Origin of the sequence: Hungatella hathewayi WAL-18680 (genome assembly GCF_000235505.1) — a bacterium.
GTDB lineage: Bacteria > Bacillota > Clostridia > Lachnospirales > Lachnospiraceae > Hungatella_A > Hungatella_A hathewayi_A.
On the sequence record NZ_JH379027.1, the window covers coordinates 1,097,999 to 1,111,319 of the forward strand.

Annotated in this window: 10 protein-coding genes; all 10 read left to right on the forward strand. The window is 52.0% G+C overall.

Annotated elements, in window-relative coordinates:
• Window positions 1-34 precede the first annotated feature (34 nt).
• A complete protein-coding gene (locus HMPREF9473_RS05030; RefSeq protein ID WP_006778981.1) occupies window positions 35-877 on the forward strand; it encodes an undecaprenyl-diphosphate phosphatase in 843 nt (280 codons plus the stop codon).
• A 224-nt stretch (window positions 878-1,101) separates the two neighbouring features.
• Complete coding sequence (locus HMPREF9473_RS05035; RefSeq protein ID WP_242830776.1) at window positions 1,102-2,415, forward strand: extracellular solute-binding protein; 1,314 nt, start codon at window positions 1,102-1,104, stop codon at window positions 2,413-2,415.
• A gap of 10 nt (window positions 2,416-2,425) precedes the next feature.
• Window positions 2,426-3,313 carry a carbohydrate ABC transporter permease gene (locus tag HMPREF9473_RS05040; protein WP_006778983.1) on the forward strand — a complete coding sequence of 296 codons (888 nt, stop codon included), beginning with the start codon at window positions 2,426-2,428 and terminating at the stop codon, window positions 3,311-3,313.
• Window positions 3,310-4,143, forward strand: a complete 834-nt coding sequence (locus HMPREF9473_RS05045; protein WP_006778984.1) for a carbohydrate ABC transporter permease — start codon at window positions 3,310-3,312, stop codon at window positions 4,141-4,143. Before HMPREF9473_RS05040 ends, HMPREF9473_RS05045 begins: the two co-directional genes overlap by 4 nt.
• Before the next feature lie 73 nt (window positions 4,144-4,216).
• The gene (locus HMPREF9473_RS05050) at window positions 4,217-5,986 is read left to right on the forward strand and encodes a cache domain-containing sensor histidine kinase (protein ID WP_006778985.1); all 1,770 of its coding nucleotides are present in this window, start codon (window positions 4,217-4,219) and stop codon (window positions 5,984-5,986) included.
• Window positions 5,979-7,580: a response regulator gene (locus tag HMPREF9473_RS05055; RefSeq protein ID WP_006778986.1), complete on the forward strand. Its 1,602-nt coding sequence runs from the start codon at window positions 5,979-5,981 to the stop codon at window positions 7,578-7,580. Before HMPREF9473_RS05050 ends, HMPREF9473_RS05055 begins: the two co-directional genes overlap by 8 nt.
• A gap of 118 nt (window positions 7,581-7,698) precedes the next feature.
• A complete protein-coding gene (locus HMPREF9473_RS05060) occupies window positions 7,699-9,762 on the forward strand; it encodes a beta-galactosidase (RefSeq protein WP_006778987.1) in 2,064 nt (687 codons plus the stop codon).
• The gene (locus tag HMPREF9473_RS05065) at window positions 9,759-10,652 is read left to right on the forward strand and encodes an ROK family protein (protein WP_006778988.1); all 894 of its coding nucleotides are present in this window, start codon (window positions 9,759-9,761) and stop codon (window positions 10,650-10,652) included. The genes HMPREF9473_RS05060 and HMPREF9473_RS05065 overlap by 4 nt, the downstream gene beginning before the upstream one ends.
• A gap of 31 nt (window positions 10,653-10,683) precedes the next feature.
• Window positions 10,684-12,066: a glycoside hydrolase family 1 protein gene (locus HMPREF9473_RS05070; protein ID WP_006778989.1), complete on the forward strand. Its 1,383-nt coding sequence runs from the start codon at window positions 10,684-10,686 to the stop codon at window positions 12,064-12,066.
• A gap of 23 nt (window positions 12,067-12,089) precedes the next feature.
• Window positions 12,090-13,262: a type I phosphomannose isomerase catalytic subunit gene (locus HMPREF9473_RS05075; protein WP_006778990.1), complete on the forward strand. Its 1,173-nt coding sequence runs from the start codon at window positions 12,090-12,092 to the stop codon at window positions 13,260-13,262.
• Window positions 13,263-13,321: the final 59 nt, after the last annotated feature.

The window sequence follows — 13,321 nt, forward strand, 5'->3', positions numbered from 1 at the left end:
CTTTTAGAACAGCACACAAAGAGAGGGGAGAAACATGGCGACATTTATAGAGATTTTGAAGGTTCTGGTGTTCGGAATCGTGGAAGGATTTACGGAATGGCTGCCAATCAGCAGTACGGGACATATGATTCTGCTGGATGAGATTATTCCGCTGAGTGTATCGACAGAATTTAAGGATATGTTTATGGTAGTGATCCAGCTGGGCGCGATTCTGGCTGTGGTAGTGCTGTATTTCCATAGATTGAATCCGTTTTCACCGTCGAAAACGGAGAAACAGAAGAGGGCGACAGTTCGCCTTTGGACGAAGATCCTGGTGGCCTGCATTCCGGCGGCCGTCATCGGTCTGCTGATCGATGATTGGATGGAAGCCCATCTGATGAACGGTTATGTGGTGGCGGCGACCCTGATTATCTACGGTGTCCTGTTTATCGTGATTGAGCGGTACAACGAGGGGCAGAAGCCTATCGTGGAGAAGGCGGGAAATATTACGTACCGGCTTGCGTTCTGCATCGGCCTCTTTCAGGTATTGTCCCTGGTGCCGGGAACCTCCCGATCGGGAGCAACCATACTGGGAGCCATCCTGTTAGGCTGTTCCAGAGGCGTGGCGGCGGAGTTCTCCTTCTTCCTTGGAATTCCGGTGATGTTCGGAGCCAGTCTGCTGAAGATTGTGAAATTTGGACTGGGAAATTTCAAGGGGATTGAAGTGTTTTACCTGTTGTTTGGAATGGTAGTGGCATTCCTGATTTCCGTGTATTCCATCAAGTTTCTGCTGGATTATATTCGGAAAAATGATTTCACGGTGTTTGGATTTTACCGGATTGGGCTGGGAATCGTGGTGCTGATTTATTTCGCGGTCACCAGGCTGATGGCGGGATGAGAAATAATGGGTTATTATATCGCCCTTAGACGAAAAACAGAGTGTTCTCCGAAAGGAAAGCACTCTGTTTTGCATTTTTATGAGATCAATACGGGAGGGCGGCAAGGTGTATAGAATTTCGGATATTATGATGGAACAGCCACATTATAAGAGGCGTCGTCATTTGCTATAATTCCGTTAAAGGAACTGAAAGACAGGTTCACAAATCACAAGGAGGAATATGGATGATGGGGAAACATGGATGGAGACGGGCGCTTAGCATGGTGTGTGCGGGGGCCATGGCAGTGTCAATGGCAGGCTGTGGGCAGAAGACGACGGCCAAGGGAGAGGAGAAGGTGGAGATATCCATGCTGGACTTTTTCATTCCCGGCGAGGGCGTGACAAAGGCCATGAAGCCGCTGATGGAGCAGTATTTGGCGGAGCATCCCAATATTGTGCTGGATGAGGAATCGGTATCTAACGCAGATTTGGCTACCAAAGTACAGACGTTAGCCGCAGGAGATGAGCTGCCGGATGTGTTTATGTTAAAAGGGCAGATGGCTCAGGCATTTGTGGAAAACGGAAAATTGTATGCCCTCAATGATGTGCTGGATGCGGATACGGAGTGGAAAGACAACTTTAAAGAGGGAGTGTTCTCCAACTTTACAATTAACGAGAAGATTTATGCCCTGCCGTTCCAGGTGACCAATACCTGTGTCTTTTACAATACGGAGTTGCTGGCCCAGGCGGGAATTACGGAATTTCCAAAAACATGGGACGAACTGATTGGGATTATCCCGGATTTAAAAGCCCTGGGTGTGACGCCTATCGTACTGGGGAACAAAGAGAAATGGAATGCGGAGTCTGTCATCATGAGTACTCTTGGAAACAGGGTAACTGGGGATGACTGGTATCAGAGCATCCGTGATAACAGCGGAGCGAAATTTACGGACCCGGAGTTCGTGGCATCTCTTCAGGCTCTCAGCGACTTAGCGGAGGCGGGAGCATTTAACGAGGATGTAAACAGTATTGACGGAGCGCAGCAGAGACAGATGTATATGAACGGCAAAGCGGCTATCACGATTGACGGAAGCTGGGCAATTGCCAACTTTGATGAAAACTGCCCGGATGAGGTGAAAAATGTAACCGAGATGGCGGCTCTTCCTATGGTGGAAGGTGGCAAGGGCGACCCGGAGGCGATTACCGGAGGAGCAGGCTGGGCGATTGCGGTTAGCGCGAAGATTACACCGGAAAAGCTGGCGGTAGTGACGGATATGTTGAAAGCCATGACAGGACCGGCATACGGAACCGCGGCCATCAAAGAGGGAACTCTGACTGCTGTCAAACCAGGGGAAAATGTGGAGATTACCAGTACTATCGCTGCGAAATTTGATCAATTTGCGGAGGGCAGACCGTTTATTCCGGTATATGACCACCAGCTCAGCTCCGGCGTGATTGACGTGATGCAGGGCGGGCTTCAGGAACTGCTGATCGGACGTGTGACCCCTGAGGAGCTGGCGCAGAGAATCCAGACGGAGTATGAGAATAACGGAAAGTGAGTGAGAGATTATGAGTAAAGCGCTGAGACCTAAAAACGCGGTAATCTACGGACTGCTTGCCCCGGGACTTATCATCTTTGCCATCTGCTGCATCATGCCGCTGTTTGTGGCGGTGTATAACAGCTTTTTCGACTGGAATGGCGGCCCGGAGAAAACATTTATCGGACTGCAGAATTATGCGGAATTAATCGGGGATAAAGCATTTTGGAGTGCGTTTATGAACAACCTGACCTTTATCTTTTGGACTGTGCTTGGTCAGATTGGAATTGCCTTTATCATAGCCATGCTTTTGCAGTCCAGAATCTTGAAATTTAAGAATCTGCACAGGACAGTCATCTTCTTTCCCGTCGTTTTGTCGGCGGTGGTTGTGGGATTCCTGTGGAGAATCATGTATAACTCGGAGTACGGCATTGTTAACACGGTTATGAGAGGTCTGGGATTGGAGCGGTATATCCAACTTTGGCTGGACAATCCCGGCATCGTAATCGGTTCCCTGGCGGTTCCCAAGGTGTGGCAGTTTATCGGGTATTATCTGATTATCCTGCTGGCGGCCATCCAGGGGATTGACCAGAGCGTGCTGGAGGTGGCGGAGCTGGACGGAGCCACCGGGTGGAAGAAATCATGGTATATCGTGATGCCTTTGATCAAGAATACGCTGATGGTGACCGTGATGCTGTGTATCTCCGGCAATATGAAGACCTTTGACCAGATTTTCGTCATGACGGGAGGCGGTCCTGGCACCAGCTCGGAGGTGGTGGCTCTCTACGCCTACAATGTATCCATGAACCGGATGCGGTACGGGTACGGCAGTACGGTGGCCATAGGAATCCTGATACTGAGCTTGCTGCTGATTCTGATCAGCAAAATTGTGGGAAGGAAAAAGGAGGAGGAAGCATGAAGAAGACCGTGAAAATGGTGAAGGCCGTGGCTGCCAATATGCTGGTAGCCGTGTTCTCCATCACCTGCATTTTTCCGATTATATGGATGCTCTACTCTTCCTTAAAGACAGACAAGGAGTTTTCCCTGGATATCTTAAGCCTGCCCAAACATCTGATGTTTGAAAACTACACGAGGGCAATCGCGGAGGGAAACATTGGCACTTACTTTGTAAACAGTATGTTTAACACGGTGATCACCGTGTGCATCGTGATCGTCATATCGTTTGTGACGGGGTACTGCCTTTCCCGGTTTAAATTCCGGGGCAGAACTTTTGTGTACTATATGTTTTTGTCGGGAATGCTGATTCCCATCTACGCGCTGCTGATTCCGATTTTCACGGAGTTTAAGACGCTGGGGCTTCTGAATAAGAAGTACACCCTGATTCTGCCTTACATCGCTTTCGCCCTTCCGGTGGGAGTGTTCCTGGTGGAGAGCTCGGTGGCAAGCGTGCCCATTGAGATTGAGGAGGCGGCGTGCATTGACGGAAGCTCCTTTTTACACACCATGTTTGCTATTGTGATGCCCATGTGCAAGCCGGTGCTTTCCACCTGTGCGATTCTCACATTTTTAAACACATGGAATGAATTTCCGCTGGCGCTGGTGCTGATCAGAAGCAACGCGCTCAAGACCATGCCCATCGGACTCACAAACTTTGTGGGAAGCTACACCGTGAATTATCCGCTGATGCTGGCGGCCCTGGTGGTCTCCACACTTCCGGTGGTAATCATGTATTTATTGTTTTATAATCAGATTATGAAGGGCATGATGGCGGGAGCTGTCAAAGGCTGATGAATACCGCATATCAGACAGGCTGTTTTTATGGCTTGTCTGATATGCGTTTTTGGGGATGAAAGGAGACAGGATGAAAACTTTGTGGAAAAATGTGTTTGGCAGCCTGCAAAAAACGATTTTTGCGGTGATATTGGTGCTGATTGTGGTGCCGACCACCCTGCTGGGGGTGATTTCCTACGGGCAGTACCGGAAGATTATCACGGCCAATGCCAGGACGCTGAACTTGAGCAACACCTCCCAGATTGCTTCCAATATTGAGGGGATTTTAAAGAATATCCGCAACAGCTCCCTGTCCTTTTATCAGAATGACATGGTCAGGGACTATCTGCTGGCGAAGGAGCCAAGACAGGTGGAGGACGCATGGTACAGTTTAAACCAGTATACCCTGAACCAGCTGGCTTACGAGGAGTATATCTATGCCGTGGATTTTGTGAGGATGGACGGGCAGCAGTACAGCTCCAGCTCCGTCACGGAAGGAATCAGTGAGGAGGTACGGGAAATCCTTCTTGCAAAGGACGGGGGAGCCGTATTCCGCACGGATGTCCGCGTGGCTGATTATGGGGACTTGAAGAGTGACGAACTGTACGGCTATGCCAGGTGCATCCATGATATCAATGATATCGGGACGCCCATTGGATTCCAGCAGATTTATCTAAAAAAGCAGGAACTGTTAAGACTGTTAAATGATTACCGGGCTGACGGGGAAGAGTATTATATTGTGGAGAATGGTGATGTCATCATATCCACGGATGAGGAGACCGTGGGGATGCCTGTGACTTCCGTATTTCCCAAGCTGAATTTATCGGAGGAGTACTCCAGCCAGCAGATGAAGGTGGACGGGGCCATGGTGATGACTGCCTGTGCCAGAGTGAAATATCCGGGATGGTATGTGGTGAAGCAGATTTCGTTAAGCGAGATAGACGGGGAGACGGCAGTGGTGCGCCAGCTGTTAATCTCGGCGGGAATTCTGGCGGTGGTGCTGTGTGCCATGGCAGGATTTTTTCTGTCCAGGTTTGTAATCCGACCATTAAAGGAGCTGGAGTCCTCCATGAAGCATATCGAGGAGGACAATTTCAAGCGGAAACTGCCGGAGGAGGGTTACCAGGAACTCTCCCTGCTGGCCAGGGCATTTAACCGGATGAGCACCAGGCTGGATGAACTGGTAAACCGGGTATATCTGGCGGAAATCCGGGAAAAGGATGCCCAGATACGGGCAATGCAGGCGTATATTAATCCCCATTTCCTTTACAATACTCTGGACACCATCTGCTGGATGAGCCGGATGGAGCAGGCGGGGGAAACCTGCAAGCTGATCGAGGCGTTGTCCAAGCTGTTCCGGGCGTCGGTGAAGGATACGGGGAAGACTACCACCGTGGCGGCAGAGTTAGAGCACATCAGAAATTATATTATGATACAGGAGTGCCGCCACACCGATTCTATTGAATTTAAGACAGAGGCAGCGGAGGAAGTGATGAATTGTGAGACGGTGCGCTTCGTGCTGCAGCCGCTGGTGGAAAATGCGATCGTCCACGGACTGGAACCGACAGGGGAGCAGGGCACCATATGGATTAAGATATATGGGGAACAGGGAAAGCTCATCATGTCTGTGGAGGATGACGGCCTTGACGCGGATGTGGAGGAGTTGGAAGGTCTGCTGGCCCGGTACCAGGAAGGTCTCAGGGGGATGGGGCTTTCCAACGTAAACGACAGGATTCGTCTCTGTTATGGGGAAGGGTACGGCATCCAGTTTGAGCGAAGGGAGCCTAAAGGGCTGATTGTGCGGGTGATACAGCCGCTTGTGGCCGGGGGAGGCCAGAAAGAGGGAGGGCAATATGATTAAATTGATGGTGGTTGATGACGAGCCGGTCATCCGTGAGGGAATTGAGACGGCTGTGGATTGGGAACGTCTCGACATCCAGGTGGTGGGGACTGCTGGGAATGGCAGAGACGGGATGGCAAAGGCGCTGGCGCAGAAGCCGGACATTGTCATAACGGATATAAGGATGCCGGTGATGGATGGCATTCATTTTGCAAAGGAGCTGAAGGAGAAACTTCCCAACGTAAGAATTGTGTTTCTGACAGGTTACAGTGAGTTCGAATATGCCAGGGAGGCCATCCGTATTGGGGCGGCGGAGTACCTCTTAAAACCGATAAATACCGGGGAATTGACGGAACTTGTGGGCAGGCTGGCGGACGAGATCAGAAGAGAAAATGCCACGGTGATGAACAGGAACCGGGAGACGGTGCTGCTCAAAGAGAATCTGCCCATGATGCGCAACCGGTGCGTGAAGCGTTTCTTCCAGGGGGAGCTGGGCAGGGGGCCGTTTGTGGAGCGGGCCGGGGCACTTGGAATGGAACTGTCAGGACCCCAATATCAGGTGATTATTCTCTGCATCGATTACTATTACCAATTGATTGCAAACGGTGAGCGGGAGGCAGGGCTTTTAAAGTATGCCATGTCCAACATTGCGGAGGAAGTCCTCTCCGCCAGCGGCCGGCCGGTGGTCTGCGATGAGGGGGAAGCGCGCCTTATGGTACTGTTAAATACGGTGGAGGATACCAGAGGGATTGCGCGCGGCTGCAAGGAAGTCCAGTTCTGCATGAGGAAATATTATGGGGTATCCGTGTCGGTGGGCATTGGGAAGAAGGTGGGAAGCCTGCAGGAACTCAGGCAGTCTTACAAGGCGGCGGATGAGGCCGTGGAGGCGAGAATCAAGCAGGGCAGCAGCCAGATTATTGTTAAGGATGATGAGACAGGCAATGCCGCGGACCGCACCAGGCTGTTCCTGACACCGGAGGAGGAGCAGGAATTAAGTGACGCGGTGAAACTTCTCGATAAGAACCGGGTGTATGACGCCTTGGAACTGATATTTGAGAAATATGTGATGCAGCAGGATATCGGGCGCAAAGGAATTGAGCAGCTCTGTATGTATCTGGTGCTGATTGCCATGCGCCAGCTGGAGCATTTCTCCATTCTTCCGGAACAGGCGCTGGGAAAAAATTACTATTATTACGATGAGATTTCCAAGTATGAGACAGCGGAGGACTTGGAGATGTGGATGAAGGATATTTACTGCTCCTCCCTGGCGGCGGTGGAACAGCAGAGCAACCACAAATATAAGGGAATCGTGGCAGGCGGGATTGCGTATGCCATGGAACATTTCGCGGAGAGTGTCTCCGTGGGCGATGTGGCCCAGGCGGTTTATGTGACGCCCAACTATTTCAGCAAGGTATTCAAGGAGGAGACCGGGGAGAACTTTACGGACTGGCTGAATAAATACCGGATTGAGCAGGCGAAGAAGCGGATGGACGCGGAGCCGGAGGCCAAGGTCTATACCATAGCGGAGGAGACCGGGTTTAGCGACTACAAATATTTCGCGTTTATCTTTAAAAAATATACGGGCTATACGCCCACATCCTACCGAAACCGGTGAGAGTAGAATATCGGATGGTAGTGTAGAATCTATGGTTTTTGATTTTCCTTCTTTCATTATAATAAAATTATTATTATAGTTCGGCGGATAAGCGGGATGACGATTGAAGGAGGAAAACATGGAGGAATTTTTATTTGGCGCGGTTTATATCATCGAGCAGGACTACACCCGGGAAGAGATATGCAGGGACCTGACACTGATGAGGGAGTATGGCTGCAATTTAATTACGCTTTGGCCGGTGGGGAACCCGTGGCTTGCGAAGGATTCCCATCAGTGGGTCTTTTCCCAGACACGGATGGTGCTGGATGAATGTGAGAAGCTGGGGATGAAGGCCATCCTCCAGCTGTTCGGGCAGAACCAGGCCCAGGAGTTTATGCCGGACAGCGCCATGACCAGTGAGATGATGATACATGATGAGCGGGGAGAATACCTCAATGAGAACTGTTACTGGGCGAATTTAAACCATCCGGTGGTCAGAGAGTACATAGAACTGTTTTTTAAGGAAGCGATAACGGCGCTGAAAGACCATAAGGCGGTTTACGGTTATGATGTGTTCAATGAGGCCCATTTCAGAAGCGACGACAGCTATACGGTCAGGTACTACCAGCAGTGGCTGAAGGAGCAGTACGGGACGATTGAGCATTTAAACCGGGTGTGGTACCGCAGATACGAGAGTTTTTCCCAGATCATTCCGGAGAAGAGGCGTTCTGCGTACAGTATCTGGAGCAGTATCATGCCGGACATGGAGTATGAGCGGTTCCGCAGCGTGACGCTGACAGAAATCTGCCGGTTTTTGTATGAGACGGCGAGAAAGTATGACACCGGACATCCCATTATCATTGACGGTACCAGCGCACAGATTCTGGCTGAGGATGTGACGCTTCGGAACAACGATGAGTTTGCCACGGCCCGGATACCGGATATCTATGGTTCCACATTTTATCCCAAGAGCTGGGGCAGGAATTACCGGAGTACGCCGTGGACGATGTCCATGTATTACAGTATTCCGGCGGGAGCGGCCAGGAGAGCGGGAAAGCCGTATCTGGTCAATGAATTGCAGACCCACACCCAGTCGGTGCTGACACCCGGCTCGGAGGTGACGGACCAGGAGCTTTATGACTGGATTTTGATGTGTATGTTTACCGGAGCCCAGGGGATACAGCTGTGGAGATGGAGGCCGTTCCTTCACGGTTACCAGTCCACGGGGCGTGGCCTTACGAGGATGGATGGAACGCCCAATGAGAGGGCGGAGCGGGTGAGAGAGCTGGTATCTCTGATTCGGAAAAACGGGGAACTGTTTCGCCAGTTTTCCATCCAAAAACCGGTGGTGAAATTTGCGGTTTCCTATTCCTCACGATTGTATTTTGACTCGTTCTTAAAGTGGGGGAAGAGTTTTTGGAGTGATGATGTGGAAGGGTGGTACCGGCTGTTCTGGAACCAGGGCGTGACGCCGGAGTTCACGGATATCGAACATTTAGACCAGGAGGACGTGCCGGTGATGGTTCTTCCGTCCATCTTAAGCATCAGCGGGGAGATGGCGGATCAACTGACGGAGTTTGTGGAGCAGGGCGGTCTGCTGATTGCTGACGCCAGACTTGGAAGCGTGAATGAGTACGGCGAGGTGCCGCGGGAAGGAATACCGGGCCGGAAACTTAGCCGGCTGTTCGGACTTGTGGAGACGGATGTGGATTCGGGGCATTCCTTCTATTTAGGCGGGGCGGAGATTCCCTGCAATTATATGGAGCAGAAGCTGGAGGTGGAGGAAGACTCCCAGGTTCTTGGAACCATGGAGGACGGCAGTCCGGCGGTGGTGCTGCACAGGCTTGGAAGAGGCATGACGCTGTATTTTAATTCTTTTGTTGGCGTGGAGATGAAGAACCGGCGCTTGAGAGAGGTGGAGGAGACGGTGATGTCCCTTCTGAAAGAACAGTGCCCGGATGTGGCGACTGTCCAAAAAGGAGAGCGCGTTCATGTGAGCCGTATCAGGGCCGGAAGCCGGAACGCGGCTCTGGTCATCAACTTTGACACGGTGGAACAGAAGGTACAGATGAGCGGATTACCGGAGGGCGTGTCTATTGAGAATCTGATGACCGGTGAGAGGACCGTATCAGGGCGTGTGACGGAATTTACGATTCCGGAAAATACTGCTGTCATCTATCAATGGCCGGAGGAACAGCCGTGATTCTTGTATTTGACGTGGGCGGTACCGGGGTGAAATACGGGACCGCCGATGAACAGGGGAATTTTCTGGCCCAGGGGCGTTTTGACACACCGGTTAGCGGGCTGGAAGAATTCCTGGAGAAGGTGGAGGACGTGTACCGTCAGGCGGGAGATGTATCCGTGATAGAGGGCCTGGCCTTCAGTTTCCCCGGGGAGGTGCACAGCCGGGAGGGCGTCATTCGTGGAATCAGCGCGGTGCCCTATATTCATGAAGTGGAGTTAAAGAGCATCCTGGAAAGGCGGTTTTTCGGCCTGCCTGTAACCATGGCCAACGATGCGAAATGCGCCGCCCTGGGGGAACTGTGGAAAGGCGTGGCACAGAAGTGCGGGAATGTGGTGTTTGTCATCTGCGGAACCGGAATCGGCGGAGCGGTGATCGAACACGGAAAGCTGTACCGGGGAGTGACCATGAACCGGGGGGAGTTTGGCAATTTTCCCATGGGAGGGTTTGAGAACGGGGAACTGCTTACCTGGAGCGATTACACGCTGGAGAAGCAGGCCAGGAAATACGGCGAAAAGAGGAACCGGACCATAACGGGAAAGGAATTGGCGCGGCTGGCGGAGGCGGGCGAGGAACTGGCGGTGGGGCTTTTGGATGAATTTTATTACCGGATGGCGGTGGGGTGTATCATTCTGGAGTTTTCCTTTGACCCGGAAATCATTGCCATTGGGGGAGGAATCAGTGAAAACCAAAGGATTATCCAGGGGATTCGAAAGAAGACCGAGGAGCTTTTGGAGGGGCAGAGGCCAGGCTATTTAAGGCCCAATATCTGTGCCTGCAAGGGCGGCAACCAGGCGAACCTGTATGGGGCGCTTTACTACTATCTGCACCAGGATGTTATGGAAGAGTAAGAGAAGGCAGGGAGAAAGAGAGGACAGGAATATGGATTATCAGTTTCCGGAAGGATTTTTGTGGGGAGGGGCCAGCTCCGGCCCACAGTCGGAAGGTGGAAGTACGGAGGGAGACAGGGTGATGTCGGAGTGGGACTACTGGTTTTCAAAGGAGCCGGAGCGCTTCTATCGCCAGGTAGGACCGTCGGTGACTTCTGATTTTTACCACAAGTACCCGGAATATATTGAGAAAATGAAAGCGGCGGGCGTCAAGTCCTACCGCACCTCCATCCAGTGGAGCAGAGTCATCCGTGACTGTGACGGAACGGTCAATGAGGACGGGATACAATTTTATAACCAGGTGATTGATGAATTGATACGCAATGGGATTGAACCTATGATGTGCCTCCATCACTTTGACCTTCCACTGTACTGGGTGGAGAAAGGCGGTTTTGAGAACCGGGAGACCGCTTATGCATTTGCCAGGTTTGCGGCGGTCTGCTTTGGGCGGTTTGGGGACCGGGTGAAATACTGGACAACCTTTAATGAGCCGGTGATTATCCCGGAAACCGGATATCTGTATCAGAGACATTACCCGGCGGTGTGTGACGCGGGGAAGGCGGCGGCGGTGGGATATCATGTGCAGCTTGCCAGCAGTCTGGCCGTGGCGGAATTTCGAAAGAGCGGGTGTGATGGAAAAATTGGAATTATCATCAATCTGACGCCTACCTACTGTGAGAATCCGGAGAAAGCGGAGGACCGAAGAGCGGCGGAGATTCTGGACCTGATATTCAACCGCTCGTTTCTGGACCCGTCTGTCAAAGGGGAGTATCCAGTGGAATTAAAAGAACTGCTGGAGGCGGAAGGGATTTTGCCGGAGGTGTCAGAGGGAGACAGGGAGATGATCCGGGAAAATACCGTGGATTATCTGGGTGTCAACTATTACCATCCGAGGCGGGCAAAGGCGAGAACCACGGTTTATGAGGGGCCGCTGATGCCGGAAAAATACTATGAGCCTTACGAGTTTGAGGGGCAGAAGATGAACACGTCCCGCGGGTGGGAGATTTATGAGCCTGCCATCTATGACATTGCCATGAACCTCAAAGAAAACTATGGGAACATCCCTTGGTACATCTCGGAAAATGGAATGGGAATCCAGGATGAGGAGCAGTTTATGGGGGCTGACGGTATGGTGGAGGATGACTACCGGATTGAATTTATTAAAGAACATTTAACATATCTCCACAAGGCCATAGAGGAGGGCTGTAACTGCTTTGGATATCATCTGTGGTCGCCGTTTGACTGCTGGTCCTGGACGAACGCTTACAAAAACCGGTACGGGCTTTTGCGGGTTGATATTTATGATGGGTGTAAGATTACGATGAAGAAGTCAGCACACTGGTTTCGGAAGCTGTCGGAGAACAACGGGTTTTAAGCGGAGCGGAAGGGGGATATGCGATGGCTTTGGAACATGGTTGTGATGATCCGGTCAGGCTGGACAATGCGAGAGCGTGGAGGACTTACCTGGGTGGGAAAATGCTGGATGCGTTCCACGGTTGTAACCATGGGGATGACGGGCACTTTCCTGAGGAATGGGTGACGTCACTGGTGGCGGCCAGGAACGCGGGCCGGGAGGACGTGGTGGAAGGAATCAGCCGGATTTACGGGGAAGATACTACGCTGCAGGAATTGATTTTATCGGCTCCCGGCGCTTTTTTGGGGGAACGTCATGTAAAAAAGCTGGGCGTGACCATGGGGGTACTGGTGAAGCTTATTGATTCTGCGGAGAGACTGGCGGTACAGGTGCATCCTGACCGGGAGAAAGCCAGGGAGTTATTTCAGTCGGAGTACGGCAAGACCGAGTGCTGGCACATTCTGGGGGGACGTGAGATCAATGGGGAGAAGCCCAGCGTGTATCTTGGATTCCGGGAAGGGATTACGAGGGAGCGGTGGATGGAGCTTTTTAAACGACAGGACATTCAGGGAATGCTTGGGTGTATGCACCGGTTTTTTGTGGAGCCGGGGGACACGATTCTGATTGAAGGCGGTGTCCCTCATGCCATCGGGGCGGGATGCTTCCTGGTGGAAATCCAGGAGCCGACGGATTACACCATCCGGGTGGAACGGACAACACCGTCCGGATACCGGGTGGAGGATGTGATGTGCCACCAGGGACTTGGATTTGAGCGGATGTTTGACTGTTTCCATTACGACGGATTGTCCCGTGAGGAGACGAGGAGGCGCTGGTTTTTGAAACGGAGGCCGGCGGCAGGATACCGGGGAGGAGAGGCGGAGACACTGGTGGGATATGAGGATACGCCGTTTTTCCGTATGAATATTCTGACGGTTCCGGGGGATGCGAAGCAGACGGTTATTGGGCGGGATGTGGCTGAGTCTGGGGCCGGAGATTCCTGTACGGTACAACAGGAGCTTCATGGGTCGGGAACGGGTGATTGCTCCGGTCTGTATGTGCTTGAAGGGGAAGGGGAGATGACTGCCGGGGACAGAAGTGTTACGGTCAGGCGGGGAGAGCAGTACTTTCTTCCGGCAGGTATCAGGGAACTTCGCTGGAGAGCTGGGACGGGCGGAAATTTGAAGATGATTCAGTTTTTTGGACCATGTTTGGACTAGTAGGATAAGAATAGTACCATAGAGAAAAGGCGGAAGAATGATGGAGCGATTCTTCCGCC

Coding starts and splice junctions, on each gene's coding strand:
- HMPREF9473_RS05030 (WP_006778981.1), top strand. CDS start 35: ATGGCGACATTTATAGAGATTTTGAAGGTTCTGGTGTTCGGAATCGTG.
- HMPREF9473_RS05035 (WP_242830776.1), top strand. CDS start 1,102: ATGATGGGGAAACATGGATGGAGACGGGCGCTTAGCATGGTGTGTGCG.
- HMPREF9473_RS05040 (WP_006778983.1), top strand. CDS start 2,426: ATGAGTAAAGCGCTGAGACCTAAAAACGCGGTAATCTACGGACTGCTT.
- HMPREF9473_RS05045 (WP_006778984.1), top strand. CDS start 3,310: ATGAAGAAGACCGTGAAAATGGTGAAGGCCGTGGCTGCCAATATGCTG.
- HMPREF9473_RS05050 (WP_006778985.1), top strand. CDS start 4,217: ATGAAAACTTTGTGGAAAAATGTGTTTGGCAGCCTGCAAAAAACGATT.
- HMPREF9473_RS05055 (WP_006778986.1), top strand. CDS start 5,979: ATGATTAAATTGATGGTGGTTGATGACGAGCCGGTCATCCGTGAGGGA.
- HMPREF9473_RS05060 (WP_006778987.1), top strand. CDS start 7,699: ATGGAGGAATTTTTATTTGGCGCGGTTTATATCATCGAGCAGGACTAC.
- HMPREF9473_RS05070 (WP_006778989.1), top strand. CDS start 10,684: ATGGATTATCAGTTTCCGGAAGGATTTTTGTGGGGAGGGGCCAGCTCC.
- HMPREF9473_RS05075 (WP_006778990.1), top strand. CDS start 12,090: ATGGCTTTGGAACATGGTTGTGATGATCCGGTCAGGCTGGACAATGCG.